The sequence below is a fragment of the Sphingomonas echinoides genome (assembly GCF_029623395.1).
Lineage (GTDB): Bacteria > Pseudomonadota > Alphaproteobacteria > Sphingomonadales > Sphingomonadaceae > Sphingomonas > Sphingomonas echinoides_A.
In genome coordinates this window covers 15,063-40,877 of the sequence record NZ_JAPYKK010000019.1, presented here as the reverse complement: position 1 = coordinate 40,877, position 25,815 = coordinate 15,063, and the positions used below count along the sequence as shown (strand labels likewise).

26 protein-coding genes are annotated in these 25,815 nt (G+C 66.3%); 19 read left to right on the top strand and 7 right to left on the bottom strand.

The annotated features are described in order from the left end of the window. Window positions 1–37 precede the first annotated feature (37 nt). From QBJ92_RS12435 to QBJ92_RS12395, 9 genes are all read left to right on the top strand, one after another. A complete protein-coding gene (locus tag QBJ92_RS12435; RefSeq protein ID WP_277970014.1) occupies window positions 38–1,162 on the top strand; it encodes a calcium:proton antiporter in 1,125 nt (374 codons plus the stop codon). A gap of 90 nt (window positions 1,163–1,252) precedes the next feature. Further along, window positions 1,253–1,618 (top strand): DUF4440 domain-containing protein, encoded by a 366-nt coding sequence (locus QBJ92_RS12430; RefSeq protein WP_277970013.1) that lies wholly within the window; start codon window positions 1,253–1,255, stop codon window positions 1,616–1,618. Window positions 1,619–1,632: 14 nt separating this feature from the next. Further along, on the top strand, window positions 1,633–1,872 hold the full coding sequence (locus tag QBJ92_RS12425; protein WP_277970012.1) for a hypothetical protein: 240 nt from the start codon (window positions 1,633–1,635) through the stop codon (window positions 1,870–1,872). A gap of 130 nt (window positions 1,873–2,002) precedes the next feature. Further along, the gene (locus QBJ92_RS12420) at window positions 2,003–2,677 is read left to right on the top strand and encodes a queuosine precursor transporter (RefSeq protein ID WP_277970011.1); all 675 of its coding nucleotides are present in this window, start codon (window positions 2,003–2,005) and stop codon (window positions 2,675–2,677) included. A gap of 21 nt (window positions 2,678–2,698) precedes the next feature. After that, window positions 2,699–3,598 (top strand): acetylglutamate kinase, encoded by a 900-nt coding sequence (gene argB, locus QBJ92_RS12415; protein WP_277970010.1) that lies wholly within the window; start codon window positions 2,699–2,701, stop codon window positions 3,596–3,598. Window positions 3,599–3,879: 281 nt separating this feature from the next. After that, window positions 3,880–4,182: a YggT family protein gene (locus QBJ92_RS12410; RefSeq protein ID WP_277970009.1), complete on the top strand. Its 303-nt coding sequence runs from the start codon at window positions 3,880–3,882 to the stop codon at window positions 4,180–4,182. 16 nt (window positions 4,183–4,198) lie between these two features. Further along, entirely contained in the window at window positions 4,199–5,074 is an 876-nt protein-coding gene (gene folD / locus QBJ92_RS12405; RefSeq protein ID WP_277970008.1) for a bifunctional methylenetetrahydrofolate dehydrogenase/methenyltetrahydrofolate cyclohydrolase FolD, read from the top strand. A gap of 25 nt (window positions 5,075–5,099) precedes the next feature. Then, window positions 5,100–5,720: a MarC family protein gene (locus tag QBJ92_RS12400; protein ID WP_277970007.1), complete on the top strand. Its 621-nt coding sequence runs from the start codon at window positions 5,100–5,102 to the stop codon at window positions 5,718–5,720. 105 nt (window positions 5,721–5,825) lie between these two features. Next, a complete protein-coding gene (locus QBJ92_RS12395) occupies window positions 5,826–6,245 on the top strand; it encodes a hypothetical protein (RefSeq protein ID WP_277970006.1) in 420 nt (139 codons plus the stop codon). A gap of 224 nt (window positions 6,246–6,469) precedes the next feature. Here the strand turns inward: QBJ92_RS12395 and QBJ92_RS12390 are convergent, their stop codons facing one another. Next, window positions 6,470–8,287: an AcrB/AcrD/AcrF family protein gene (locus QBJ92_RS12390; protein WP_277970005.1), complete on the bottom strand. Its 1,818-nt coding sequence runs from the start codon at window positions 8,285–8,287 to the stop codon at window positions 6,470–6,472. A gap of 41 nt (window positions 8,288–8,328) precedes the next feature. Here QBJ92_RS12390 and QBJ92_RS12385 point away from each other — a divergent pair, with 41 nt between their 5' ends. Both QBJ92_RS12385 and QBJ92_RS12380 read left to right on the top strand, forming a co-directional pair. After that, window positions 8,329–8,778, top strand: a complete 450-nt coding sequence (locus tag QBJ92_RS12385) for a GtrA family protein (RefSeq protein ID WP_277970004.1) — start codon at window positions 8,329–8,331, stop codon at window positions 8,776–8,778. 33 nt (window positions 8,779–8,811) lie between these two features. Further along, window positions 8,812–9,555 carry a class I SAM-dependent methyltransferase gene (locus tag QBJ92_RS12380; RefSeq protein ID WP_277970003.1) on the top strand — a complete coding sequence of 248 codons (744 nt, stop codon included), beginning with the start codon at window positions 8,812–8,814 and terminating at the stop codon, window positions 9,553–9,555. Here the strand turns inward: QBJ92_RS12380 and QBJ92_RS12375 are convergent. Together QBJ92_RS12375 and QBJ92_RS12370 are read right to left on the bottom strand one after the other, a co-directional pair. Beyond that, entirely contained in the window at window positions 9,474–10,523 is a 1,050-nt protein-coding gene (locus QBJ92_RS12375) for a glycosyltransferase family 2 protein (protein WP_277970002.1), read from the bottom strand. The two genes, QBJ92_RS12380 and QBJ92_RS12375, sit on opposite strands and share 82 nt — an antisense overlap. 146 nt (window positions 10,524–10,669) lie before the next feature. Then, a complete protein-coding gene (locus tag QBJ92_RS12370) occupies window positions 10,670–12,490 on the bottom strand; it encodes a DUF885 domain-containing protein (RefSeq protein WP_277970001.1) in 1,821 nt (606 codons plus the stop codon). Window positions 12,491–12,751: 261 nt separating this feature from the next. On the opposite strand from QBJ92_RS12370, the gene QBJ92_RS12365 reads away from it, so the two are divergent. After that, window positions 12,752–14,035, top strand: coding sequence for a DEAD/DEAH box helicase (locus QBJ92_RS12365; RefSeq protein ID WP_277970048.1), 1,284 nt, complete (start codon window positions 12,752–12,754; stop codon window positions 14,033–14,035). A gap of 25 nt (window positions 14,036–14,060) precedes the next feature. Here QBJ92_RS12365 and QBJ92_RS12360 read toward each other — a convergent pair whose 3' ends face one another. The 3 genes from QBJ92_RS12360 to QBJ92_RS12350 form a co-directional block, all read right to left on the bottom strand. Further along, window positions 14,061–15,056 carry an SDR family oxidoreductase gene (locus tag QBJ92_RS12360; RefSeq protein WP_277970000.1) on the bottom strand — a complete coding sequence of 332 codons (996 nt, stop codon included), beginning with the start codon at window positions 15,054–15,056 and terminating at the stop codon, window positions 14,061–14,063. Between the two features lie 112 nt (window positions 15,057–15,168). Beyond that, complete coding sequence (locus tag QBJ92_RS12355; RefSeq protein WP_277970047.1) at window positions 15,169–17,259, bottom strand: RelA/SpoT family protein; 2,091 nt, start codon at window positions 17,257–17,259, stop codon at window positions 15,169–15,171. A gap of 132 nt (window positions 17,260–17,391) precedes the next feature. Then, complete coding sequence (locus QBJ92_RS12350) at window positions 17,392–17,709, bottom strand: CC_3452 family protein (protein WP_277969999.1); 318 nt, start codon at window positions 17,707–17,709, stop codon at window positions 17,392–17,394. A gap of 127 nt (window positions 17,710–17,836) precedes the next feature. Here QBJ92_RS12350 and QBJ92_RS12345 point away from each other — a divergent pair, with 127 nt between their 5' ends. From QBJ92_RS12345 to QBJ92_RS12320, 6 genes are all read left to right on the top strand, one after another. Continuing rightward, the gene (locus tag QBJ92_RS12345; protein ID WP_277969998.1) at window positions 17,837–18,373 is read left to right on the top strand and encodes a winged helix-turn-helix transcriptional regulator; all 537 of its coding nucleotides are present in this window, start codon (window positions 17,837–17,839) and stop codon (window positions 18,371–18,373) included. A 73-nt stretch (window positions 18,374–18,446) separates the two neighbouring features. Beyond that, complete coding sequence (gene ccmC / locus QBJ92_RS12340; RefSeq protein ID WP_277969997.1) at window positions 18,447–19,196, top strand: heme ABC transporter permease CcmC; 750 nt, start codon at window positions 18,447–18,449, stop codon at window positions 19,194–19,196. A 97-nt stretch (window positions 19,197–19,293) separates the two neighbouring features. Beyond that, window positions 19,294–19,728, top strand: a complete 435-nt coding sequence (gene ccmE / locus QBJ92_RS12335) for a cytochrome c maturation protein CcmE (protein ID WP_277969996.1) — start codon at window positions 19,294–19,296, stop codon at window positions 19,726–19,728. A gap of 133 nt (window positions 19,729–19,861) precedes the next feature. Then, window positions 19,862–21,820: a heme lyase CcmF/NrfE family subunit gene (locus tag QBJ92_RS12330; protein WP_277969995.1), complete on the top strand. Its 1,959-nt coding sequence runs from the start codon at window positions 19,862–19,864 to the stop codon at window positions 21,818–21,820. Further along, window positions 21,817–22,344, top strand: coding sequence for a redoxin family protein (locus QBJ92_RS12325; RefSeq protein WP_277969994.1), 528 nt, complete (start codon window positions 21,817–21,819; stop codon window positions 22,342–22,344). The genes QBJ92_RS12330 and QBJ92_RS12325 overlap by 4 nt, the downstream gene beginning before the upstream one ends. 17 nt (window positions 22,345–22,361) lie before the next feature. Continuing rightward, the gene (locus tag QBJ92_RS12320) at window positions 22,362–22,766 is read left to right on the top strand and encodes a cytochrome c-type biogenesis protein (RefSeq protein WP_431358400.1); all 405 of its coding nucleotides are present in this window, start codon (window positions 22,362–22,364) and stop codon (window positions 22,764–22,766) included. A 13-nt stretch (window positions 22,767–22,779) separates the two neighbouring features. Here the strand turns inward: QBJ92_RS12320 and QBJ92_RS12315 are convergent, their stop codons facing one another. After that, window positions 22,780–24,231, bottom strand: a complete 1,452-nt coding sequence (locus QBJ92_RS12315; RefSeq protein ID WP_277969992.1) for a mannitol dehydrogenase family protein — start codon at window positions 24,229–24,231, stop codon at window positions 22,780–22,782. A 148-nt stretch (window positions 24,232–24,379) separates the two neighbouring features. On the opposite strand from QBJ92_RS12315, the gene uxaC reads away from it, so the two are divergent. Further along, a complete protein-coding gene (gene uxaC, locus QBJ92_RS12310) occupies window positions 24,380–25,804 on the top strand; it encodes a glucuronate isomerase (protein WP_277969991.1) in 1,425 nt (474 codons plus the stop codon). Window positions 25,805–25,815: the final 11 nt, after the last annotated feature.

The following is a 25,815-nucleotide window of genomic DNA, read 5'->3' as shown; positions in this document are numbered from 1 at the left end:
CCAAACCATTCGTCTTTCAGTGAACAAGGGACTGCTCATGCCAATCGAAGTCGCGCACGACGGGGTCGTGCCGCAATCCAGCGCCATGTCCGACCGGCAGGCGCTGCCGTTATGGACCCTCGTCGCGCCCGCGCTCGGGCTGCTCGCGGCGCTGCTGGGCGTCGCCAAGATGGGGCTGGCGGGCACCGCCGTCGCGGTCGTCGTGCTGATCGCGAGCGTGCTCGCGGCGGTGCATCATGCCGAGGTCATCGCGCACAAGGTCGGCGAACCGTTCGGGACGCTGGTACTGGCGATCGCGGTGACCGTGATCGAAGTGTCGCTGATCGTGTCGCTGATGCTGTCGGACACCGGCGGCGCGACCGAGCTTGCGCGCGACACGGTGTTCGCCGCGATCATGATCATCCTCAATTTCATCATCGGGCTGTGTCTCGTCGCGGGTGCCGCGCGGCATGTCGAACAGCGCTTCACGCTCAGCGGCATGAACGCCGCGCTCGGCGTGCTGACCGCGATGGCGGTGCTGTCGCTGGTCCTGCCCAATTACACGTCTTCGACGAACGGGCCGACCTATGCGCCGTCGCAGCTGGTGTTCGTCGCGGTGGTGTCGCTGCTTCTGTACGGCACGTTCATCCTCGTTCAGACCGTCCGGCACCGCGATTACTTCCTGCCCGCCAGCGACGATCAGGACGATCACGCCGCCCCGCCATCGACGCGCGCGACGGGAATCGCATTCGCCGTCCTGCTCGTCGCGCTGGTCTCGGTCGTGCTGCTCGCCAAGACCCTCTCCCCGACGATCGAGGCCGCAGTGGTCGGCGCGGGACTGCCGCTGGCGGTGGTCGGCGTGGTAATCGCAGCGCTGGTGCTCGCCCCCGAGAGTCTCGCCGCGTACAAGGCCGCCAAGCGCAACCGGCTGCAGACCAGCCTCAACCTCGCGCTCGGCTCCGCGCTCGCCACGATCGGGCTGACGATCCCGAGCGTGGCGATCGTGTCGCTAGTATTGGGCCTGCCGTTGTCGCTGGGGGTCGACCCCAAGGGGATGACGCTGCTGGCGCTTTCGCTGTTCGTCGCGACCTTGTCGCTTGGCACAGGGCGGACGACGGTGTTGCAGGGTGTCGTCCATCTGGTGATCTTCGCAGCCTATCTCTTCACCACGATCGTTCCGTAAAAATCGTCGCTTTCCAGTCCCATGTCGCACGATCCTGCGGAACGTTTTGGCTCGTCCGGCCTTCCTCCATCAACCAATGGAGAGACGGACATGGACGACACCCGCTTGTGGAGCTTCGAGGAAAGCCTCTGGACCGAAGGGCCCGACAACTACCGCGAGAAGGTCGATGCCGAAGTCGTCATGGTATTGCCGCGCCCGCCGTTCGTCCTGCGCGGCACCGAGGCGATCGACGCGGTCGCGGATACACCCGTCTGGGACAGCGCGGAGCTGACCGAGCGACAGGTGTCGCGTCCGCAGGAAGGACTGATCGTGATCGGCTATCACGTCCATGCGCAGCGCGGTGACGAGGCGTATGAAGCGCATTGCAGCTCGGTCATCCGCCGTCTGGAGCATGAAGTCTGGCGCGTCGTCCAGCATCAGCAAACCCCGGTCCTGACCAAGTCGGTCGAGCAGTGAACCAGGAGGCAGCGATGCGCGACGACACCGCCGTCCAGGTCCGCCAGCGCGAGATCGCGACCGAGCATCTGCTGTTCAAGCTGATGGAATATGTCGAGGACAAGCACCCGGGGCTGCTCGACTATCTTGAGGGGAGCCTGGACCATCTGGGCGACCCCGCAACCGACGCGACGCGCGACGACGAAGGTGTGCGTGGGATCGCGAGGAAAATGATCGTGGGCGCCCGTAAGCAAGGAATGGCCACCGCCGATTGAACGAGCGAGGGGCCAGTCTGGTGCGCACTGCGCTTCGGTACCGGCCCCTTTGTTCCCCACCGAACGTGTCGGAACAGGGGGGAGGGGAAGCGATTCCCTTTTCGGCGGCGATCCGCTAGCGTCTTCGACGATGACGACACCTGCTCCCGCGATCTCGCGTTCGCTTTTCGCTTTTTCGATCTTTTACGGCGGCATGGTCTGCATCGCGGGCGTGCTTGGTAACAAGCAGGTCTCGCTCGGGCCGATCTCGCTGCTCGGGCCGCTGGTCGGGATCGGGCCGCTTGCGGTCGAATCCGGGATCTTTGCGTTCCTGCTCCTCGTCGTGGTGTCGAGCGCGGTGGCGGAGCTTCACGGGCGCAGCGTTGCCAACCGGCTGGTGCAGATCGGGTTCGTACCGCTGATCGCATCGATCCTGCTGTCGATCGCGGTGCTCGCCGCCCCCGCCGCACCCGCGATGGAGCCCGCGCGGCGTGATGCGTTCGCGCTGATGATGGGCGGCACGCCACGCATCTGGCTCGGCGGGATCGTCGCCTACGGGATTTCGCAGACGCTCAACGTCACGATCTTCAGCTGGCTCAAGCGCAATGAGAAGGGTGGGCTGTTGTGGCTGCGCGCGGGGATTTCGAGCATCCTCAGCCAGATCGTCGATACGCTGCTGTTCGTGACGATCGCCTTTTACGGGGTGTTTCCGATCGGATCGCTGCTCGCCGGACAGATGCTCGCGAAGGTGACGCTGTCGGCAGTGCTGGTGCCACCGTTGATCTATCTGGTGGTCGGGATCGGGCGGCGACTGGATCGCGACTGACTTCCGCGATAAGGCGCGCGCATGACCGATCATTCCCCCGCTCCCGCGCTCCTCGCCAAGGCCGAAACGCTGGTCGAGGCGCTGCCGTACATGCAGCGTTATGCCGGCAAGACCTTCGTCGTGAAATATGGCGGGCACGCGATGGGCGATCCCGAAGCCGCGCGCGACTTTGCCGAGGACGTCGTGCTGATGAAGGCGGTCGGGATCAACCCGGTCGTCGTCCATGGCGGCGGGCCGCAGATCGGCGCGATGCTCAAGCGATTGGGCGTCGAATCGCGCTTCGTCGACGGCCTACGCGTGACCGATGCGGAAACCGCACGGATCGCCGAAATGGTGCTGGCGGGCTCGATCAATAAGGAAATCGTCGGCTGGATCGGCCAGGCGGGCGGACGTGCGGTCGGGATTTCGGGGAAGGACGCGAACTTCGTCACCGCGGTGAAGGTCGGGCGCGAAACGCCCGATACGCTCCAGGGGATCGAGCGGCACGTCGACCTCGGTTTCGTCGGTACGCCGGTCGGCGTCGACCGGCGGATTATCGATACGCTGTCGGAGGCCGGGATTATTCCGGTGATCGCGCCGATCGCGATCGGCACCGATGGGCATACCTATAACATCAATGCCGACACGATGGCGGGCGCGATCGCCGCCGCCTTGGGCGCCGAGCGGTTGTTCATGCTGACCGATGTGGTCGGCGTGCTCGACAAACAGAAGGACCTCGTCACCGATCTCGATCCGGCGGGGGTCGCGCGGTTGCGTGCTGACGGGACAATTTCTGGCGGAATGATCCCCAAGCTCGAGACGTGCGTCCACGCGGTCGAGAGCGGCGTCGGCGCGGCGGTCATCCTCGACGGGCGCGTGCCACATGCGATGCTGCTGGAAATCTTCACCGACCGCGGGGCGGGGACGTTGGTTCGGCGCTGAGCGGACCGCACTACCCTTCGGCCGTCACCCTGAACTTGTTTCAGGGTCCACCGCGCCGCGAGTCCGGTCCGCGCCTGTTGCACGGTGGATGCTGAAACAAGTTCAGCATGACGGAAGCCAGGGGGAGACGGCGGCCCTCCCAAAGCCGCTGTCAGCATCACGGCGGGGTCCTTATGGCGTCCGCGCGCCGCGAAACGAACGCTCCTCGGCAAAACGCTAAGGGGGTGTTCGCATCTGCGGGATATCGCTAGGATCGCACCCTTCAACCCGGAGACGCCGCTTTGCACACGATCATTCAGATATTGCAGGTCCTGATCAGCGCGGTCACGACGATTGTGTTGATCCAGGTCGTCCTGTCGCTCCTGGTCTCGTTCAACATCATCAACACGCATAACGAGCTGGTGCGGTCGATCTATAACGGGCTCGAGCGCGGGACCGAGCCGCTGTATCGCCCGTTCCGCCGGATCCTCCCCGATTTCGGGCAGATCGATCTCGCGCCGTTCGCGCTGCTGCTGACGCTCAAGATCATCAGCATCATTCTCAACAATTACGACGCGCATCTGCTCGTCGGCGCGCCGCTTTAAGCTGGAGCCTCACGGCATGACCGCTACGATCATCGACGGCAAGGCCTTCGCCGCCGGCCTCCGCACGCGCATCGCGACCCAAGTCGCGACGTTCACCCAAGCCACCGGTCGTGCGCCGGGGCTCGCAGTCGTGCTGGTGGGGGAAGACGCCGCCTCCGCGGTCTACGTTCGCAACAAGGGCAAGGCGACGCGCGGCGCCGGGATGGTGAGTGTCGAGCATCGCCTGCCGGCCGACGTGACGCAGGGCGATCTGCTCGACCTGGTCGATACGCTCAACGCGGATCCCGCGATCGACGGGATCCTCGTCCAGCTTCCGCTGCCGGGCCATATCGACGAGCGCGCGGTGACTACGCGGATCGACCCCGACAAGGACGTCGACGGCTTCCACCCGGTCAATGCCGGACGGCTCGCGACCGGGATCGAAGGGTTCGTGCCGTGCACGCCGCTTGGCTGCGTGATGCTGCTCAAGGATGCGCTCGGTGACCTGACCGGGCTCGACGCGGTGGTGATCGGCCGGTCGAACATCGTCGGCAAGCCGATGGCGCAGTTGCTGATCGCCGAAAGCTGCACCGTCACCGTCGCGCACTCGCGCACGCGCGACCTGTCGAGCGTGGTCAAGCGCGCCGACATCGTCGTCGCGGCGGTCGGACGCCCCGAGATGGTCAAGGGCGACTGGCTCAAGCCCGGTGCGACCGTGATCGACGTCGGGATCAACCGGACCGAAGCGGGGCTCGTCGGCGACGTGGACTTCGCGGGCGCGATGAGCGTTGCGGGCGCGGTGACGCCGGTGCCGGGCGGAGTCGGCCCGATGACGATCGCGTGCCTGCTCCGCAACACGCTGGTGTCGGCCGCGCGGCGCGAAGGCGTAGTGCTCGACGAGGGCGCTCTGTGACGCCCGCACGGGCGGCGGCGAGCGCATGATCGAACTCTACATTTCCTCGCTCATCACCTTCTTCGTGGTGATCGATCCCCCCGGCTGCGCGCCGATCTACGCCGGGCTGACCGCGGGCGCTTCCCCGCCCCACACCCGCGCGATGGCGTTTCGCGCGGTGCTGGTGGCGTCGGGCATCCTGCTGGTGTTCGCGCTGTTTGGCGAGGCGCTGCTGCACGGCCTGGGGATCAGCCTGGCGTCGTTCCGGATCGCCGGCGGGATCATGCTGTTCCTGATCGCGCTGGAAATGGTGTTCGAAAAACGCACCGAACGCCGCGAGGACCGCGCCGCGAAGGTGGCGAGCGACCCCGAGGTCGAGGACGTGTCGATCTTCCCGATGGCGATGCCGATGATCGCGGGACCGGGGTCGATCGCCTCGGTGATGCTGCTGATGGGCCGCAACGAGGGGATCGAACGCTCGGCGGTCGTGCTGGCTGCGCTGATCACCATCCTGTTACTGACGCTTGTCGCATTGCTGGCGGCGGGGCCGATCATGCGCGTGCTCGGCGCGAAGATCGAGGCGGTGATCACGCGGTTGCTGGGCGTTCTGCTCGCGGCGTTGGCGGTGCAGTTCGTGATCGATGGGGTGCGGGTGAGTCTGGCGTAAGGGTAGCAGGGGCTGCCGCCGATCAAGGAGTCATCTCTTCGTTGCCGCACGATATGACGGCCGACTTGCCGGTCGGTAGGCTTTGGTTCACGATTCACCGGATGGATGGTTGCGGGTATTTGCTCCCTGACCGTGAGAGCGTTCGTCGGGTATCTAAAACGAGCGGCGGTGGGTGTTCTCGCTGCACTGCTGCTCGGTTTGGGTGTTGTCGGTGCGTGCGATACCGTTTGGGCGTTTTCTAGAGGCAGGCCCCTTGCAACACTTTGGGGCGCCGAGAGTCTGTCGCAGGTCCTCCTCGCGAGCGCGCCGTATCTGGCCCTTGCTGCAGGCGGTGTTGTTGCCCGTCGGCCATGGTTCGTCGGACTGGCCCTGACTTGCTCCTTCTGGGGGTTCTATCTCGTTGAAATTACCCGCCCCTACGAGGGTGGTGGGGCTAATATTGGGCTGGGCATCCTGATGCTGTATTCACCCATTCCGATTTTCGTTGGCAGTGTCATCGCGGCGTTGACCTTGCGTAGGCGGTGACCGGGCGTCACGTTCAAGGGCAGCCAATGTACGGGTTGCCGGAAAGCGGGTGACCCACGATCTACAAGTATTGCTTGTGAGGTGCTGCGTTCTCCCCCCGTTCGCCCTGAGCGAACTCGAAGGGCCTCTCGCAAGACAAACCGGAGTCTGGAGAGCGAGCGAGGCTTCGACTTCGCTCAGCCCGGACGGGCGGGAGTATACTCGCGAGGGACTGCGCGCAGCTGTTACTCCGGCTTGATCCGGAACAGCCGCAAGGGCGACCCGCGCGGCAAGTCGATCGGCTCGAGCCAGTCGAACGTCTTGCGGTGCGCGAGCTGCGCATAGAAGCCGTTCGGCGCGCGCACGCGGTAATTGGTCGACTCCGACATGTTCGGGCACACCAGCAACAGCGTCGCGCCATGCCGCTTCGCGATCGCGCGGAAGTTTTCGGGCGTTCCCTTGAACGCGTGCTGCACGTCGAGGATCGCATCGCCGTTGCGATGATAGGGTCCGGCGATCGCATTGTGATGCGTCAGCGTGATCAGCCGTGGCCCGAGATCGGTGAAGGTGAAGACGGTTGCCGCCGGGATGCGGTTGAGCGGGGTCATCGCGGTCATCGTCGGGCAGAAGGCGCTCGCGCGGTTGATCGTCTGGACGCGCTTGGTCGGGCGGTCGGGCGGGCTGTAGCGCAGGTTGAGCCCGGTCCAGCGCAAGTCGATCGGGGTCATCACCGCCCCCGCGAAACTACCCGAAGCGGCGATCACGACCGCCGCCGTCCCGAACACGCGGACGAACACGTTGCGGCTCGCGAGCATCACCGGCACCAGCCACCAGATCAGCGCGACCGACCCCGGCACCGCCAGCAACTGCGCGGCCGGCCCGGCGCGCGCCTGCCACAACAGCATCAGCGCCGCGAAGGTGACGAACAGCAACACGGGCGCCCACAACCCGCCCCGCACGGTGCCGCGCGCGCGCCAGGTCGCGAGGGCCGCGCCGATCACGCCGATGATCGGCAGCACGACGATCGGGAAAGCGGTGCGGAACGGATGGCTGTAGATCGGCTTGGCTTCGCGGACGTTGTTGAGCCAGTTCGCCGCGAGTTCTGGCGAGACCTGTTCGGGGCGGCCGAGACATTGCGGAAAGACGAGCGCGAACCCCGCGACGATCACCCCGCCCGCGAGCACGGCGAGCGCGAGCCGGACCCAGCGGTTGGCGGGATTCGCCCACGCCATCGCGAACAGCAACGCGCCCGCCACCACCATCACGCTGAGCCAAACCGGCGTCAGCGCATCGCAGCGCAAAGCGGCATTGGCGTAGGAGGCGAACGCTGCGTAGCCGATCGCGCATCCGCCGCCCAGCGTCAGCGCATAGACACTGAGGCGCTGCGCACCGTTCCGGTCCCAGATCCAGCGGAGCGCCAGAATCGCGCCCGCCATCGCGGCATAAGGGAGCATCTCCAGCCCGATCGTCAGCGACACCGCGCTCGCCAGGCCGACGATCGCGCCGCCGCGTGGCCCCCGCGGATCGCACAAACCGGCAACCGTCAGGCTGAGCATCGCGAGCTGCCAGCCGTGGTGGTCGATCCGTTCGGGCATGTACATCAGCATCGTGGCGATACAGCCGAAGACGAGCAGGCCGATCGCGAGCGGCCAGGCGACCGGGCTGACGAGCCGCCGCACGGTCGCGCCGAGCCCGAGGATCGTGATGCTCAGCGGCAGCAACGGCGCGATCCCGCACGCGAGCATCTCCGCCTCGCGCACCCCCACGAACGGGCGCAGAGCCACGATCAACGCCGCGATCGGCAGGTCGACGATGCGGCTCCAGTGGATGTCGAAGCCGGTCGGTGGATTGAGGCGATATTGCCGCAGGTCGTACCAGCCCTGCCCGCCGAGCCACGCGCGGACCTGCATCAGCCGCATGTTGTCGTCGGTGTCGCCGAGCTGGAGGAAATGGATCCCAGTCCAGCGGTTGATGACGTAATAGAGTGCGATCAGACCCCAGGCGAGCAGGCTCAGCCGAACCCAATCGCGCTCTATCGTGCGCGCCAGCGAACCGTCATTCATCCAAAACGCTTTCCTAAGCCGAGAACGCCCTCTAGTGCGGCATGCGTAAAGGGCAAGCGACCGTGACGGCACTCAACAGACAGATCCAGAGCTTACGCGAGAGCGGATTGCTCGGACAAATCATCCGCTTCGGTGTTGCCGGTGGGCTGTCCACCGTCCTCTATACGGCGGTGTATCTTCCGCTGACGCTGTATGTGTTCGATCGGCAGCACGCGGTCTATGCGGTGCCGTTCGCATTCCTGGTGGCGGTCGCGGCGGGGTATTTCCTCCACAGCCGGTGGAGCTTCAAGGGCCATGGCACGCGCGATCCGGGTGCCAAGCAGCAAGTGCAGTTCGTCCTGGTGCAGGCATCGGGCATGGCGCTCAACGCGGCGATCACGTGGTTCGGGACCGCGGTGCTGGGCTATCCGGCGTGGGTGCCGCTGTTGCCCGCGATCGTCATGGCGACCGCGCTTACCTTCTTCCTCAATCGACAGCTGGTGTTCAAATGAGCGGGATCGCTCCAACCGGGAATAGGGCTGAGCGTGGATAGAATCGTCTACGACCGCATGGCGGCGCATGATTCGACGCACTGGTGGTACCGCGCGCGGCGCGACATCCTTGCCGATTACCTGACTCGCGAGGGTGGGTTGCCCAAGGACGCGCGAATTCTCGAGATCGGCTGCGGTACCGGGCACAATCTTCCGATGCTCGCGGCTTTCGGAACGGTCGAGGCGATCGAGATCGATCCCGCCGCGCGCGCGATCGCGTCGGAACGGCTGGGCCAGCCGGTCAGCAACGCGCCGCTCCCCGCGCTGCCGGGAATCGAGCGCGGGGCGTATGATTTGATCGCAGTGCTCGACGTGGTCGAGCATATCGAGGACGACGTCGCCGCGTTGCGTGCGATGGCGGCGTGTTTGAAACCGGGCGGCAAGATCCTCGTCACCGTGCCCGCGCATCGTTGGATGTGGAGCGCGCATGACGTCGTCAACCACCACCATCGGCGCTATTCCAAGGCGACGCTCGCCAAGGCGATCGGCGATGCTGGATTGTGCTCGAACGGGTTGCGCTATTTCAATTCGCTGCTGTTCCCGCTCGCCGCCGCCGCGCGCGTGGCGGGGCGGATGACCGGGCGCGACGACAGCGACGATTCACCGCCGCCGCCCGTGCTCAACCGCCTGTTCGAGACGATCTTCCGGTTCGAGCGTCACTTGGTCGGCAGGGTCCCGCTGTCGCCGGGCGTTTCGATCGTGACATTGCTCTCGCCGGCGACGTCCTCGGCACGATAACCGAGCGTCGCGCGGCCCTGGATCGGGCCGACGACATCGCCGACGATATACAGGGGGCGGCGCTTCGATTCGACGTAGAGCCGCCCGAGATATTCGCCGATCATCCCGAGCACGAACATCTGGAACGCGCCGAGCAGCACGACGACGAGCATCGTCGAGGTCCAGCCTGCGACCGCGCTCCCGCTGAAGAAGCCGACCGCGATATAGAGGAACAGCAGCAGCGACGCCGCGGTCAGCGCAAGCCCGAGGTGGCTCGCGAACCGCAAGGGCGCGGTCGAGAAGCCGGTGACCGCGTCGAACGCGAGCCGGATCATTTTGCTCAAGGGGTAATTGGTCTCGCCCGCATGCCGCTCGGCGCGGTCATACGGGAAGGGGATCTGCTTGAACCCGACCCATGCGACCATCCCGCGAATGAACCGCGCCTGCTCCGGCATCGACAGGAACGCATCGAGCGCCCGCCGGCTCATCAGGCGGAAGTCGCCAGTATCGAGCGGGATCGCGGTGTCGGTGACTCGGTCGAGCAGGCGATAGAAAGCGGCGGCGGTGGCTTTCTTGAACAGCGTCTCGCCGTCGCGCTTGCGGCGCACGGCATAGACCACGTCCGCGCCTTGCGACGCCATTGCCGCGCGCATGTCGGTCAGCAGCTCGGGGGGATCCTGCAGATCGGCATCGATGATCAGGATCTGCGCGCCGCTGCACAGGTCGAGCCCGGCGGTCAGCGCGAGCTGGTGCCCGTGGTTGCGCGACAGGTTGATCACCACCAGTCGCGGGTCGGCGGCGGCGAGGCGTTGCATCACGCCCCAGCTGTCGTCGCGCGATCCGTCGTTGATCAGCAGAATTTCGTAATCGTCCCCGACCGCCGCACGGGCCGCGGCGGCCACCCGCGCGTGCAGCACGTCGAGGCACGCCGCTTCGTTGTAGCAGGGAATCACGATGGAAAGAGCGGGGGCCGAAACGGGACGGGTCATGCGCGCCGGTCTAGAAGTGTTTCGGTTTGAGGGGAAGCGGGCGGTTTGCGCGTGCCGTGCGCCGGCGCAGGCAGGAGCGGAAAGCAACGCGCACCTTGCCCATCAACTTGGGCGCCGGCCCGCCCCGAAGCATGACCGACGCAAAGTTACACGATCGGCGTCCCTGCAAGCTGCGCCCGCGCGCGCTCTTCGCTCAGCCGTTCGAGGATCGTCAGCGGGACCGGGCCGTCGCGCAGCACCTCGTGGAACTGCTTCTGGTCGAACTTCGCCCCCAGGATCTTCTGCGCCTTGTCGCGCGCGCGCATCCAGCTGAGATGCCCGAGCTTGTAGCTGCACGCCTGCCCCGGCATCGCGCAATAGCGCTCGATCTCGCTTTGCGAGCGTCCGCGGGTGAAGCCGACGACCTCGACGAAATAGTCGGTCGCCTTGTCGCGGCTCCAGCCCTTGGCATGAATTCCGGTATCGACCACCAGCCGCGCCGCGCGGAACAGGAACGACTGGATATAGCCAGCACGCTCGATCGGGGTCGCATAGCCGCCGAGCGGTTCGGCGAGCTGCTCGGCATAATGCGCCCAGCCTTCGCCATATGCGCTGAAGAAACCGAGCTTGCGTAGCACCGGCATGTCGAGTGCCGCCACGAGGCTGAGCTGGAGGTGATGCCCCGGTACGCCCTCGTGATAGCTGAGCGACGGCAGCGTGTATTTCGGCCAGTTCTCGATGTTCTTGAGGTTAATGAAGTAGATTGCGGGACGCGAGCCATCGAGCGCGGCGCGCTTGTAATAGCCGTTGGGCGCGCCGTCCTGAATTTCGACCGGGACCGCGCGGATGTCGAGCGGTGCGGACGGTGGGTTGAGGAACGCCTGGCCGAGCTTCTCCTGCATCGCGGCGACGCCGGTGTTGAGCCCGGCGATCAGTTCCGCACGGCCTGCGGGGGTGTCAGGGTACAGTTGTTCGGGCCGCTGGTTGAGCGCGGTCAGCCGCGCGCCGGTCGAGCCTTGCGTCAGCCCCTGCGTCTTGAGCAGCGCATCCAGTTGCGCGCTCAGGTCCGCGACTTGCTCGAGCCCGATCTTGTGGACTTCGTCGGGGGTGAAGCTCGTCGTCGTCGCGGCGGCGAGCGCGGCGGCGTAGATTTCGCTTCCGCGCGGGAGCGGGGCGATCCCTGCCGTGCTGCGCGCGGTCGCGCGGAGCTTCTTCACCAGCGCGATCTGGCGGTCGAGCGCGGGATAGACCTTGTCGGTGAGGCTCGCGGCGGTGCGTTTGTCCCAGTCCCCGATCAGGCCGCGCGCCTTGGCGCGGGTTGCGACGGAGGACACGATCGAACTTTCTGTGGCGGCGGGCGCACGCAGCTTCGCGAGTTGTCCAAGCGTCAGGTCGAGCAGGAAGTCGGGCGCGACGATCCCGCGTGCGGCTTCGCTCTGCTGCATCGCGCTGTCCTGGTCGAGCGCGGTCGCGAATGCATCGACGCGCGCGCAATAGGCGTCAGCATCCGCGGCGGTGACGATCGTATGCGTGCTGTTGAGAAAATCGGGGATCTCGTAATAGGCGCCGGATTGTTGCGACAGAACATAGGGACGATTGGGCGAGCCGAGGCCGAACTTCTCCGGCCCGACGGTGCGCTGCGTCAGCGAATAGAGAACGACCTCGCGGTTGAGCTTGCCCGCGCGCGACAGGCCGGTTGCAGGAACGGCCTGCACTGCGGCGATCGCCTTGCGGGTCCGCGCAAGCGCCTCAGCGCGATCCGCGGCGGTGCGGTCATCGAGGCGGGTTTTCAGCGCGGCGTTGGCACCCTTGTCGAGCCCGAGGCTGCTCGCCTGTTCGGGCGATTCCTGAACATTCTGCTCGAAGATCGTCTGGAAGGTCGCGTTGAGCGCAGCGTCACCCGCGGGGGCTGCGGCACCAGCGATACGGGGCGCAAGCGCGAGCGCGGCAGCGGCGCTGCTCGCGCTCAAAAATGTACGGCGTTCCAAGGGGGCTGTCCTTCCAGTGACGATCTTTCGGGGGATCGTACCAGCGTCGACCGGATCGACAAGGCACGGGCACGAGCAAAATCTGCAAACGGTAGCGGAAGCGACCGACGTGCATCCGACGTTCGGGATGCCGTCGAGAGAGAACCTCCAAGGGACGGTTTTCGAGATTGACGCAGTGCAACATAAAACCTACCTGCCCGCGCTCCTACGCTAAGCCCTATCCGGCGCAGCCTTGCTCGGCGCTGGAGGCGCCTCGTGATCATGACCCTGACCTTCGCCGATCTCGCTTTGTCGCCGCGCATTCTCGAGGCTTTGGCCGAGGAAGGTTATGCCACCCCGACGCCGATCCAGGCGCAGTCGATCCCGCTGCTGCTGCAGGGGCGCGACATGCTCGGCATGGCGCAGACCGGCACGGGCAAGACCGCTGCTTTCGCATTGCCGCTGCTCCACCGGCTTGCCGCCGATCCGCGCCCGGCCCCCACGGGCGGCGCGCGCATCCTCGTGCTCGCGCCGACGCGCGAGCTCGTGTCGCAGATCGCCGCAGGGTTCGAGAGCTTCGGGCGGCACCTGTCGTTCAACGTGACCACCATCTTTGGCGGCGTCAGCCAGTTCCATCAGGTCGCGGCACTCAAGGCGGGGGTCGACATCCTTGTCGCCGCGCCCGGGCGTTTGCTCGATCTGGTCGACCAGGGGCTGTGTGACCTGTCCGCACTCGAGGCGCTGGTGCTCGACGAGGCGGACCAGATGCTCGACATGGGCTTCGCTAAGCCGATCGAGCGGCTCGTCGCGACGCTGCCGAAGGACCGGCACACCGTGCTGTTCTCGGCAACGATGCCCAAGGCGATCGCGGCGCTCGCCGAGAGTCTCCTCACCGACCCCGCAAGCGTCGAGATCGCGCCGCCATCGACCACGGTCGACCGGATCGCGCAGTCGGTGATGTTCCTCGATGCGACGAACAAGAAGGCCGCCTTGCTGGAATTGCTGCGGACGCCGGAGATCGGCCAGGCGGTCGTCTTCACGCTCCAGAAGAACATCGCCAACGAAGTCTGCGCGTTCATTACCGAGGCGGGAATCACCGCCGAGGCGCTGCACGGCAATAAGTCACAAGGCCAACGCGAGCGCGCACTGGACGCATTCCGTGCTGGAACCGTCCAGGTTCTGGTCGCAACCGACATCGCAGCGCGCGGGATCGACGTCGATACGGTGACGCACGTGTTCAATCACGATCTGCCGAGCCTGCCCGAAAGCTATGTCCACCGGATCGGCCGTACCGGTCGCGCCGGGCGCAGCGGTCATGCGATCACGCTGTGCGATGCCGAACAGCGCGCGTGGCTCCACGACGTCGAGCGCGAAATCGGGCGGACGCTTGCCGTACACGACGATCACGCATGGCATTGCGAAGTCGCGCGGCACTCGACCAAGCGCGCGCCCGTGCTGGGCGGCGGTCCGGTCAAGCAGGTCAAGGCACCCAAGCCACCGCGCGAGCGCAAGATCTGGACCGAGGAAGAAAAGCTCGCCGCGCGCCTGGCCGCACAGGCCGCCTGAGCAAAAGCGACCCGGGCGGAAGGGGTTACGGACTCCCCTTGCCGCCATGCGCGCCGACGGAGGTGCCAGTCGAGAAGCTGGCGTCGTCCGCCGCCAGCATCACGAACAGCGACGCCAGTTCGGCGGGCTGGCCAGCGCGACCGAGCGGGGTGTCCTGCCCGAATTCGCCCATCTTTCCCGCCAATTGCCCGCCCGCGACTTGCAACGGGGTCCAGATTGGCCCGGGCGCGATCATGTTGACGCGGATGCCGCGCTTGGCGAGTTGCTTGGCGAGGCCCTTGGTGAAGATCAGGATCGCGCCCTTGGTCGACGCATAATCAAGCAGTTCCGGCCCCGGATCGTAGGAATTGACCGATCCGGTGTTGAGGATCACCGACCCCGGCGGCATGTCCTTCGCCACCGCCTTGGCGATGCGGAAATAGGCGAAGATGTTGGTTTCGAAGGTGCGGACCATCTGTTCGTCGCTGATCGCGAAGATATCCTCCTTGGATTGCTGATAGGCCGCGTTGTTGACCAGCAGGTCGATCCCGCCGAGTCCTTTCCGCGCCGCCGCGACGATCGCCTCGCAGCCTTCAAGCGTACGCAGGTCGCGCGGGATCGCGACCGCCTTGCGCCCGGCCTGGCGGATCAGGTCGACCACCTCGCGCGCATCGGGCTCCTCGTCGGGGTGATAGTTGATCGCGACGTCCGCGCCTTCGCGCGCAAAGGCGATCGCCGCGGCGCGCCCGATCCCGGAATCCGCCCCCGTCAACAACGCCTTACGACCGGCAAGCTTGCCCGACCCGCGATAGCTGCGCTCGCCACAATCGGGTTTGGGATTCATCTTGGACTGGAGCGCGGGCCACGGCTGGCGCTGTTCGGGGAAGGGCGTGTTGGTGTATTTGGTGCGGGGATCCCGCAAGGGCGCGGCACCCTGGGGGGTAGCGCTGCCTTGGGCGCTTACCCCTTGCGCCGCCGCCAGCCCGCCGATGCCGATTGCCGCCGCGCCTAGCACGCCGCGTCGTGAAGTTCCGTTGTCCATTGCCGCTGTCCCGTCGTCTTCGTCGCGGTACAAACGAGGTGCGGTGGCTTTGGTTCAGCGCGGTACGCGTCGTGAAGATTTGAAAACGCTAGAGAATTCAACGGAGGCTTGGTTATACCCGCGCGACCCCGTTGACCGCGTCCGCCGCGCGCAACGCGCCGATCACACGCATCAGATGGTGCACGTCGTGCACTTCCACGTCGATCGTGTTGGTGTGGAAACCGGTGTCGCGGTTGTCGAGCCGGAGGTTGACGATATTCGCCTTCTGCGCGCCGATGATCGTCGCGATCGTGCCGAGCGCGCCGGGTTCGTTCTTGACCTCGACCGAGATCCGCCCGGTCGCGCCTTCGGACTTGTCGCCCCACGACAGATCGACCCAATCGGCATCGTCCGCGCCGCTTAAGACAACGCAATCAATGGCATGGACTTCGATCCCCGCGTCGGGGCGGCGCAGGCCGACGATGCGATCGCCCGGAACCGGGTGGCAGCATTCCGCAAGATCGAACGCTACGCCCGGCGTCAGCCCGAGGATCGAGATCGCGCTCGATTGCGGGGGCAGGTCGCGCATCGCCTCGGTGCCGGCCGACCCCGGCATTAAAGCCTCCATTACAGACGCATCCGGGATGCGACGGCGCGCGATCGCCTCGAGCAAAGCGGCTTCGTCGGGGACCTTGAGCCGCTGGAGTGCGACCGCCTGGGCTTCGCTCGAGAGTGGGGCGGGCAGGCGCGAGACGAGCTCATCGTACATCTTGCGGCCGAGCGCCTGCGTCTCGATGCGTTCCTTTTGCCGCAAATGACGTCGAATTGCTGCACGTGCCTTGCCGGTTATTGCAAAGTTGAGCCAGTTTGGCTGCGGTTCCTGTGCCTTTGAGCGCAGAATTTGCACCTGGTCGCCATTCTCGATCGTGGTGCGGAGCGGCACCACTCGACCGTTGATCTTCGCGCCGACCGCCTGGTCGCCAAGATCTGTGTGGACCGCATAAGCGAAGTCGATCGGGGTCGCGCCCTTGGGAAGCTGGTGGAGCTCGCCCTTGGGGGTGAAAGCGAAGATCCGATCCTGGTACATCGCCATGCGGGTGTGTTCGAGCAGCTCTTCCGGGCTCTCGGCATTGTCGAGGATCTCGACCAGGTCGGTGATCCAGCTGTGCTGCGTGTCGGGGCGGACCTTGTCCTGCTTGTACGCCCAGTGCGCGGCGAGGCCCAGTTCGGCTTCCTCGTGCATCGCGGTCGTGCGGATCTGGATTTCGACGCGGGTATTGTCGGCGTGGATGATCGTCGTGTGGAGCGAGCGATAGCCGTTGCGCTTGGGGGTCGAGATGTAATCCTTGAACCGTCCGGGCACCATCGGCCAGCGGCGGTGGATCACGCCGAGCGCCTCGTAACACGCTTCCTCGCTCGACACGATTGCGCGGAACGCCATGATGTCGCTCAGCTGCTCGAAGCTGATGTGCCGCTCGGCCATCTTCTTCCAGATCGAATAGGGATGCTTTTCGCGTCCCGAAATCTCCGCTTCCAACCCGTGACGCGACAGCAACAGCTTGAGCCCCGACCCAATCTTCGCGATCCGGTCCCCGCCGCCCTCCTTGAGCTGCGCGAGCCGGATCGTGATCGATTCATACGCCTCGGGCTCGAGCTGCGCGAAGGCGAGCGTCTGCATCTCCTTCATGAATTCGTACATGCCGATCCGCTCGGCGAGCGGTGCGTAGATATCCATCGTCTCGCGCGCGATGCGTTTGCGCTTGTCGGGGTTCTTGATGAAATGCAGCGTGCGCATGTTGTGCAGCCGGTCGGCGAGCTTGACCAGCAACACGCGGATGTCGTCCGACATCGCGAGCAGGAACTTGCGCAAATTCTCGGCGGCGCGCTCGTTCTCCGTTTGCGCCTCGATCTTGGACAATTTGGTGACGCCGTCGACCAGCCGCGCGACATTCGCCCCGAACAGCCGGGTGATCTCCTCGGGCGTGGCGACGGTATCCTCGATCGTGTCGTGGAGGATCGCGGTGGCGATCGTCTCGTCGTCGAGATGCAGGTCGGTCAGGATCCCCGCCACCTCGATCGGGTGGCTGAAATACGGGTCGCCGTTCGCGCGTTTCTGGCTGCCATGCGCCTGCATCGAAAAGACATAGGCGCGATTGAGCAGGGCTTCGTTTGCCGTAGGATCGTAGTCCAGGACCCGATCGACAAGTTCATACTGACGCAACATCCGGATCAAGATGGCGTCGTGAGGGTTTGATTTGCAACCTGTTTGCGCAACAAACCGAAAAAACCCCTCCCGCGGTGCACGCGCGGGAGAGAAAACTCCACCAACGCGGAGGACTTACCGGTCAGGCAGCGATCACTTTGCGCGGGTGTTGCACTTGGCGAGGGCCTCGGGCTCGAACGCTTTTCCGCCCGCGCTGAACGCGGTGAGCTTGCCCGCGCGCTGCGCGACCATTTCGCACATGATCGCTTCGCGCTGCGGTCCCTTGGCGGCGGTGAAGGCGGGCTCGTGCCACTTCCAGAGCGTGCCGCTGGTGATCAGCGTCTCTTGTGCAGGTGCAGCACTGGGGGTCGCGACATAATAGGGGCCGGTGTCGGCGCTATGGCCGATCGTCGGCACTGCAAGGAGGGCGGGCAGCAGAAATGGCGCCGCAGCGCGGAAAAAAGACGACATGGACGACTCCCGAAGAAACGTTGCGATGCAGCAATTATCAAACTAGGTTGCTAGTTGCAACTGAAAACGGACGGACAACCGCGGATCGGTTTCCTTGTGCCGCCAAAATGGGATACGATACGGAACCATGGACGAAAAACTCCGCGCACCCTTGCGCGAACAACTGGTCAATTGCAGCTTGCCGGCCGCGCTCGAGGCGATGGGCGAACGGTGGAGCTTCATGATCCTGCGCGCCGCGTTCAACGGATTGCACCATTTCGAGGAATTCCAGTCCGAACTGGGAATCGCACGCAACATTCTCGCCAATCGGCTGGGGCGGCTGGTCGAACACGGCATCCTGACGCGCGATGCGATGGTCAAGGACCGGCGCAAGATCCATTATCAGCTGACCGAGAAGGGCGTGGCGCTGTTGCCGACGATGCTCGCACTGCGGCAATGGGGCGAGCGGTGGGAAACCGGCTTCCGCGCGTCCCCGGTGCTGGTCGATGCGCGCGACCGACGCCCGATCGGTCCGATCGAAGTGCGATCGTGGGACGGGCGCGTGCTGACCAAGCGCGATTTGCTATGGGCGTTGCCGGAGGATGTCGATGACAGCGGGGAGCACGGTCGCGGCGACGATGCGGACGACGACACAGCCACATCCGCGGTGCGTGCCGCGGAATGACGCGGTGATTGCGCAATGGGGGATGGCGCAATGACCGATGGATTCATCCCGCGATCTTGCGTATCCCTGTCGCGTGCCTAGCCTTCACGCCCTCGCCAACCCGGCGCGCTTCCTGGCGATCGCGCGGCCGTTGACGCCGGTGCTGTTCTGGGCGGGCGTCGCGCTGATCCTGTTCGGCGGCTGGGCCGGGCTGACCCAGACCCCACCCGATTATCTGCAGAAAGACAGCGTCCGCATCCTCTACATCCACGTCCCCACCGCCTGGCTGGGGATGGGCGGATGGAGCGGGATCGCGATATCGTCGCTGATGTTCCTGGTCTGGCGGCATCCGCTCGCGATGATCGCCGCGCGCGCGATCGCGCTGCCCGGGGTGACGTTCGCGGCATTGTGCCTCGCCACCGGGTCGATCTGGGGGCGTCCGACCTGGGGGACGTGGTGGCAATGGGACGGGCGGCTGACCTCGATGCTGTTGCTGTTCTTCGTCTATCTCGGTTTCATCGCTTTGGTTCGCGCCGAGGACGAGCGCGCGGGCTTCGGTGGCGGCGGGCGGATCGCCGCGCTGTACGGCGTGGCGGGGTCGATCCTGCTGCCGATCATCCGCTATTCGGTGGTGTGGTGGAACACGCTCCACCAGGGGCAGAGCATCGGGCTGACCAAATCAACGATCGACCCCGCGATCCTGTGGCCCTTGTGGTTCACCCTCAGTGGGTTCACGCTGTTCTTCGCCGCGATCGTGTTGATGCGGATGCGGACGATCCTGGCGCGGAGCAAGGCCGAGGCACGGTTGAGGCGGCGCGCGCATCATGTCGAGGTGACCGCATGAACCATTGGCCTTTCATCATCGCGGCTTATGGTCTGACTGCGGCGGGATCGATCGCGCTGGCGGTGTCGAGCTATCTGGCGATGCGGAGGGTGGAGAAGTGAAGGCCAAGCATCAGCGCCTGACGCTCGCCGCGCTCGCGGTGGCCGCGGTCGGCGGGTCGAGCGCGCTTGCGCTCTCCGCGCTTAAGGACCAGGCGGCGTTCTTCTATGCGCCGGGCGACGTGAAGAAGGACGCCTTGCCGCTCGGGCGCGCGGTGCGGCTTGGCGGGATGGTCGCGGGCGGGTCGCTCCACCGGCTCGCGGACGGCGTGACGATGCAGTTCGTCGTGACCGACGGCATCGCGCGCGTGCCGGTCGCATTCCGCGGGATCGCACCCGATCTGTTCAAGGAGAATTCGGGCGTCGTCGCCGAGGGCAAGTTCAACCCCGACGGCAGCTTCACCGCGAGCAACCTGCTGGCGAAGCATGACGAGAAATACATGCCCCCCGAAATGAAGGGCAAGATGCACGAGACGAAGACGCTTGTGCAATGAAGGTTGGTTTGACGGTTGCACCTTTGGATCTTCTGCTGTGTTCCTGCGAAGGCAGGAACGCAGGAGTTCCGCGCGCTAACGGCCGCCTCTCGGCTCGGATCTGGACTCCCGCCTTCGCAGGAGCACAGGCGGCATGATTGCCGAAGCAGGACTCGCGGCCTTGTGGTTCGCGGCAGCGCTCGCCGCGTTGCAATTGCTGCTCGCGGCGATGGGCGTGTGGCGGTCGGCGAAGCCAGCGCTGGCGGAAGCGAGCATGACCGAAGACCTGATGCGCGCGGTGCGCCCGGTCGCGGTGGTGCAGGGGGTGCTCGCGCTGGTCGCGATGCTGCTGCTGATCGTGCTGTTCGTGCGCAGCGACATGTCGGTGCTGCTCGTCGCCGAAAACAGCCATTCCGCGAAGCCGCTGATGTACAAGATCGCGGGGGCGTGGGGGAACCACGAGGGCTCGATGCTGCTGTGGGTCACGATCCTCGGCGTGGCGGGCGCGGCGGTGGCGCTGCTGGAGCGCGGGCTCGCGCGGCCGACGCTGATCGCGACGCTCGGCGCGCAGGCGGCGATCGCGCTGGGGTTCTATGCGTTCCTGCTGTTCTCGTCGAACCCGTTCGCGCGGATCGATCCGGCACCCGCAGACGGCAACGGGCTCAACCCGTTGCTCCAGGACCCCGGCTTGGCGTTCCATCCGCCGACGCTGTACATCGGCTATGTCGGCATCTCGATCGCCTTCTCCTTCGCGGTCGGCGCGATGGTGACGCGCGACGTCGGCCCCGCCTTTGCGCGCGCGATGCGGCCGTGGGTGCTGGCGGCGTGGATCTTCCTCACGCTCGGGATCACCGCGGGCTCTTACTGGGCCTATTACGAGCTCGGCTGGGGCGGCTGGTGGTTCTGGGATCCGGTCGAGAATGCGTCGCTGATGCCGTGGCTCGCCGCAACCGCGCTGCTCCATTCGGTAACGGTGCTGGCGACGCGCGATGGCCTGCGCGCCTGGACGCTGATGCTCGCGGTGGTGGCGTTCTCGATGTCGATGATCGGGACATTTTTAGTGCGATCGGGCATCCTGACCAGCGTCCATGCCTTTGCGGTCGATCCGACGCGCGGGAGCTTCATCCTTGCGTTGCTCGCGATCTATATCGGCGGCGCGTTGCTGTTGTTCGCGCTGCGCGTGGGGACGGTGCGCGCCGGCACGACGTTCGATTTCGTCAGTCGCGAAGGTGCTTTGGTCGCGAACAATCTGCTGCTGACGGTGATCCTCGGGGTGGTGCTGATCGGGACGCTGTACCCGATCGTCGCGGCGGGGTTCGGGACGCAATTGTCGGTCGGGCCTCCGTTCTTTGACAAGGCGGCGGGGCCGGTCGCGCTGGTGCTGATCGCGGTGATGGCGGTCGGGCCGTTGCTGCGCTGGCGGCGTGACAGCGCGCAGGCGGCGATCGCGCGCGTGACGATCCCGATCGCGGTGACGGGCGTCGTGCTGATCGTGGTCGCGGCGACGACCGGCGGAATCGCGTTGCTCCCGTTGTTGGGCTTAGCGCTCTCGGCGGGGCTGGCGGCGGCGAGCGTCGCGCCCTTGTGGAAGCGCAACCTGCGCCGGACGCCGCTGTTCACCTACGGGATGGTGATCGCGCATCTCGGGATCGCGGTGAGCCTTGCGGGCATGGCGTCCGACACCGCCTTCACGCAGGCGACGCTGGTCGCGGCGCGCGTCGGCGAGCCGCAGCGGGTCGGACCGTATCTGGTCACGCTCGACGGGGTGAAGCCGGTGATCGGCCCCAACTGGTCCGCGATCGAGGCACGGCTGAGCGCACGGCGCGGGAACGACGGCGGCGTCTTCTACCTGCGTCCGCAATCGCGCTTCTTCTCCAACCCCGTCACCGTGACGAGCGAATCCGCGATCGCGACGCGCTGGGACGGGCAGCTCTATACCGTGCTCGGCGAACCCGACGCGCAGGGGCGCTGGCAGTTGCGGCTGTGGTGGAAGCCGTTCGTGACGCTGATCTGGCTCGGCGGTGCGCTGGTTGCGCTCGGCGGGGCGCTGTCGCTGATCGGGCGGTTGACCCGCGGACGGCGCGAGCGCGGGCGGGGCGAGGCGTACGCATGAGTGCGCGGTTGATCTGGATCCCGTTCGCGGTTGCGCTCGGGTTGCTCGCGCTGGCCGCGTGGGGGCTGTACCAACCCGCGGACCGCACCGTGCGCTCGGCGCTGGTCGGGCAGACGCTGCCTGCGTTTGACCTGCCGCCGATCGTCCCGAGCAAGCCGGGTCTCGCGACCGCACAGTTCGCGACCGGCAAGCCAAGGTTGCTCAACATCTTCGCGAGCTGGTGCATCCCGTGCGTTGCCGAGGCGCCACAATTGCTCCGGCTGAAACAGGCGGGCGTGGTGATCGACGCGGTCGCGATCCGCGATACCCCCGCCGCAATCGCCGACTTCCTCGCGCGCAACGGCGATCCCTATGCCGCGATCGGTGACGACAAGACGAGTTCGCTGCAACTCGCGCTTGGCTCGTCGGGGGTGCCCGAGACGTTCGTGATCGACGGGCGCGGGCGGATCGTCCAGCAGCATGTCGGCGACATCCGCGAGGACGAGGTGCCGGGGCTGATCGCGCTGGTGCGGGGGTTGAAGTGAGGGCGGGCGGGTTCCTTATTCGCTGGGCAGGGCTCGCGCTTGTGCTCGCGTCCCCAGTCTTCGCCGACAGCACCCTGCCGCCCGCGCCGCTCGCCAACGTCCAGCTCAAGGACGCCGCCAAGGAGGCGCAGGCGCAGGCGTTGATGGCGACGCTGCGCTGCGTGGTGTGCCAGGGCCAGTCGATCGCGGACAGCGATGCCGAGATGGCGGGCGACATGCGCTCGCTCGTCCGCACGCGGATCGCCGCGGGGCAAAGTCCGGGGCAGATCCGCGACTGGCTGATCGCGCGCTATGGCGATTACATCAGCTACGATCCGCCGTTCAGCGCGCTGACCGCGCCCTTGTGGATCACGCCACTCGTGCTGCTCGCGCTCGGCGCGTGGCTGGCGCGCGCGAGCTTCAAGCGGCGGGGCAAGCGCTAGCCGCGCCACGCGGTTACCCGAGCAATTTGTCCCACGCGCCCGCGAACGCCGCATCCGCGGCGGTGGCGATCGCCGCCATCGTCGCGCCATCTTCGGCCAGCGCGGAGTCGAACCCGAGCCCGTCCGCGACCAACCGTGCGAGCACCGCCGCGGCATCGCCGTCCGCGGCCGCCGTGGCCAGCGCCGCGCCCGCCGGATCGAGGATCGTCACGCCACCGCGCGACCGTCGCATCAGGAAGGCGACCCAGCAGCCGAGCGCGACGATCACGCGGCGCGGCAACTCTCCGCGCGCACGGTGCCACGCGAGCGTATCCCCCAGGCGATACGGGAGCTTCTGGCTGCCATCCCCGGCGATCTGGTCGAGCCGGTGGACGATCGCGGGGTTGCGGAAGCGCGCGAGGATCTGGCGGCGATACGCATCGTGATCGAACCCGGCGACGCTCGGCAGCGTCGGCAGGATCTCGTCGCGGATCATCGCATCGACGAACGCGGCCAGCGGCGCATCCTGCATCGCTTCCGCCACGCTGGTCGCGCCGCGCAGCAATCCGGCATAAGCGAGCGTCGAATGCGATCCGTTGAGCACGCGCAGCTTCGCCTGTTCATACCCCGCGACATTGTCGGTCAGCGTCGCCCCGGCGCTGGCCAGTGCCGTGCCCGCGGCGGTGCCGAGGTCCTCGATCACCCATTGCGTAAAGGCTTCGCGCTGGACCGTCGCGCGATCGACCACGCCCAGCACGTCCGCAACGTCGCCGTAGAGCGCTTCGTCGGTCGCCGGGGTGATCGAGTCGACCATCGTCCCGGGCACACGGACTTCCCCCGCGATCCACTCCGCAAGATACGGGTCGTGTGCCCCGGCATAAGCGATCAGCGCGGCGTGGAGTTTCGCGCCGTTGTTGGCGAGATTGTCGCACGGCATCACGACGAACGCCACTTCGCCCGCCGCATGGCGCGCTTCCAGCCCAGCGACGATCCAGCCGATCACGCTGCGCGGAACCTCGGCCCCCGCGAGATCGTGCGCGATGTCGGGATGGTTGAAATCGAGACTGCCGTCCGGCGCGAGGCAATAGCCCTTTTCGGTTACGGTCGTGGTGACGAGACGGGTCGTCGGCGCGGCGAGCAAGGCGCGGATCTGCGCCGAATCGTCGGGTCCGAGGAACGCGCTGTGCGCTCCGATGATCCGGTGTGCGGACTCCGCGTCGCGGACCGCCAGCGTGTACAGCCCCTGTTGCGCAGCAAGATCGGTGACCGTTCCTTTGCTGCGCAGCGAAACCGCAGCAATGCCCCAGGTCGGATCGGTCGCCAGCAGCGTGTCGACATAGGCCGCCTGATGCGCGCGATGAAAGGCGCCCGGCCCGAAATGGACGATCCCGACCGGCGGCGGCACGCGCCAGTCGGGCCGGGAAACCGACGACGGCAGGCGATCCAGCACGGCATAGCTCAGGCGCGGGCGGTCATGCTGCATCATCAGGTCGCTTCCGTAGGGTTCAACGCGGGAGCCGAAAGCGTTAGCCTTGGCAGACGGTGCAAGGCCAGCGGCAATCGTCGCTCGCAACTTGTTCGTGCGCGCGGCAGCGCTTACCAGAAGCGGACGACGATGGTTCGAAGGGATAACGATGACGCGGCGCCTGGATCTGCACCCCGACCGATTGTTTCCCGCCGATCCGACGACGCGCACGATCGCGCGGACGCTCTACGCCGAAATCGCCGACCTGCCGATCGTCAGCCCGCATGGCCATACCGACGCGCGCTGGTTCGCGGACGACGCGCCGTGGACCGATGCGACCGGCCTGCTGCTCGCGCCCGACCACTATATCTTCCGGATGCTCTACAGCCAGGGAATCGCGCTCGACACGCTCGCGATCCCAAGCCGCGCAGGCGTTCCCGCGACCGATCCGCGCGCGGCGTGGCGCGTGTTCGCGGAGAACTATGCGCTGTTCCGCGGCACGCCGTCGCAATTGTGGCTCGATCACGTCTTTGCCGAAGTGTTCGGGTTCGACGTTGCGTTGGAGGGCGCCACCGCAGATCTGTATTTCGATACGATCGCCGAGAAACTCGCGACCCCCGCATTTCGCCCGCGCGCGTTGTTTGATCGCTTCGACATCGCGTTTCTCGCGACGACCGAGGGACCGCAGGATGATCTCGGGGCGCACCACCGGATCAAGGAGTCGGGCTGGAACGGCCGGGTCGTCACCACCTATCGTCCCGACGGCGTGATCGATGTCGAGCACGAGCAGTTTGCGCCCGCGATGCAGCGCTTCGCCGAGCTGACCGGGGAGGATGTCCATAGCTGGCAAGGCTATCTCGCGGCGCACCGCAAACGTCGCGCCGACTTCCGTGCAGCGGGGGCGACCGCGACCGATCACGGCCATGCGACCGCCGCCACCGCCAACCTGTCGGCGGTCGAGGCCGAGGCGCTGTTCGGCAAGATCGTCGGCGGCAGCTGGACCCCCGCCGACGCCGAGCTGTTCCGCGCGCAGATGCTGACCGAAATGGCGGCGATGTCGGTCGAGGACGGGATGGTGATGCAGATCCACCCCGGCAGTTTCCGCAACCACAATGCGGGCCTGTTCGCGAGCCACGGACGCGACAAGGGCGCCGACATCCCGATGCGGACCGACTATGTCCACGCGCTCAAGCCGCTGCTCGACCGGTTCGGCACCTCGACCGAACTGTCGATCATCCTCTTCACGCTCGACGAGAGCGTCTACGCGCGCGAACTGGCCCCGCTGGCCGGGCATTATCCGTGCCTCAAGCTCGGCCCGGCATGGTGGTTCCACGACAGCCCGGAAGGGATGCGGCGCTTCCGCGAGATGACGACCGAGACCGCGGGTTTCTACAACACCGTCGGGTTCAACGACGATACGCGCGCGTTCCTGTCGATTCCGGCGCGGCATGACGTCGCGCGGCGGGTCGATTGCGGGTTTCTCGCGCGGCTGGTCGCGGAACACCGGATCGCGGATTGGGAAGCGGTCGATCTGGCGCACGAGCTGACCAGCGGGTTGGTGCGGCGGGCGTATCGGATCGATGCGGCGGGGTGATTGTGGCGGCT

Bases quoted from the DNA above. Each gene is read 5' to 3' on its own strand.
- argB (WP_277970010.1), top strand. From the start codon at position 2,699: ATGACCGATCATTCCCCCGCTCCCGCGCTCCTCGCCAAGGCCGAAACG.
- QBJ92_RS12390 (WP_277970005.1), bottom strand. From the start codon at position 8,287: ATGAATGACGGTTCGCTGGCGCGCACGATAGAGCGCGATTGGGTTCGG.
- QBJ92_RS12355 (WP_277970047.1), bottom strand. From the start codon at position 17,259: ATGTTGCGTCAGTATGAACTTGTCGATCGGGTCCTGGACTACGATCCT.
- QBJ92_RS12400 (WP_277970007.1), top strand. From the start codon at position 5,100: ATGATCGAACTCTACATTTCCTCGCTCATCACCTTCTTCGTGGTGATC.
- QBJ92_RS12420 (WP_277970011.1), top strand. From the start codon at position 2,003: ATGACGACACCTGCTCCCGCGATCTCGCGTTCGCTTTTCGCTTTTTCG.
- QBJ92_RS12350 (WP_277969999.1), bottom strand. From the start codon at position 17,709: ATGTCGTCTTTTTTCCGCGCTGCGGCGCCATTTCTGCTGCCCGCCCTC.
- QBJ92_RS12365 (WP_277970048.1), top strand. From the start codon at position 12,752: ATGACCCTGACCTTCGCCGATCTCGCTTTGTCGCCGCGCATTCTCGAG.
- QBJ92_RS12425 (WP_277970012.1), top strand. From the start codon at position 1,633: ATGCGCGACGACACCGCCGTCCAGGTCCGCCAGCGCGAGATCGCGACC.
- QBJ92_RS12345 (WP_277969998.1), top strand. From the start codon at position 17,837: ATGGACGAAAAACTCCGCGCACCCTTGCGCGAACAACTGGTCAATTGC.
- QBJ92_RS12430 (WP_277970013.1), top strand. From the start codon at position 1,253: ATGGACGACACCCGCTTGTGGAGCTTCGAGGAAAGCCTCTGGACCGAA.
- QBJ92_RS12435 (WP_277970014.1), top strand. From the start codon at position 38: ATGCCAATCGAAGTCGCGCACGACGGGGTCGTGCCGCAATCCAGCGCC.
- QBJ92_RS12395 (WP_277970006.1), top strand. From the start codon at position 5,826: ATGGTTGCGGGTATTTGCTCCCTGACCGTGAGAGCGTTCGTCGGGTAT.
- uxaC (WP_277969991.1), top strand. From the start codon at position 24,380: ATGACGCGGCGCCTGGATCTGCACCCCGACCGATTGTTTCCCGCCGAT.
- QBJ92_RS12385 (WP_277970004.1), top strand. From the start codon at position 8,329: ATGCGTAAAGGGCAAGCGACCGTGACGGCACTCAACAGACAGATCCAG.
- QBJ92_RS12360 (WP_277970000.1), bottom strand. From the start codon at position 15,056: ATGGACAACGGAACTTCACGACGCGGCGTGCTAGGCGCGGCGGCAATC.
- QBJ92_RS12375 (WP_277970002.1), bottom strand. From the start codon at position 10,523: ATGACCCGTCCCGTTTCGGCCCCCGCTCTTTCCATCGTGATTCCCTGC.
- QBJ92_RS12315 (WP_277969992.1), bottom strand. From the start codon at position 24,231: ATGATGCAGCATGACCGCCCGCGCCTGAGCTATGCCGTGCTGGATCGC.
- folD (WP_277970008.1), top strand. From the start codon at position 4,199: ATGACCGCTACGATCATCGACGGCAAGGCCTTCGCCGCCGGCCTCCGC.
- QBJ92_RS12325 (WP_277969994.1), top strand. From the start codon at position 21,817: ATGAGTGCGCGGTTGATCTGGATCCCGTTCGCGGTTGCGCTCGGGTTG.
- QBJ92_RS12330 (WP_277969995.1), top strand. From the start codon at position 19,862: ATGATTGCCGAAGCAGGACTCGCGGCCTTGTGGTTCGCGGCAGCGCTC.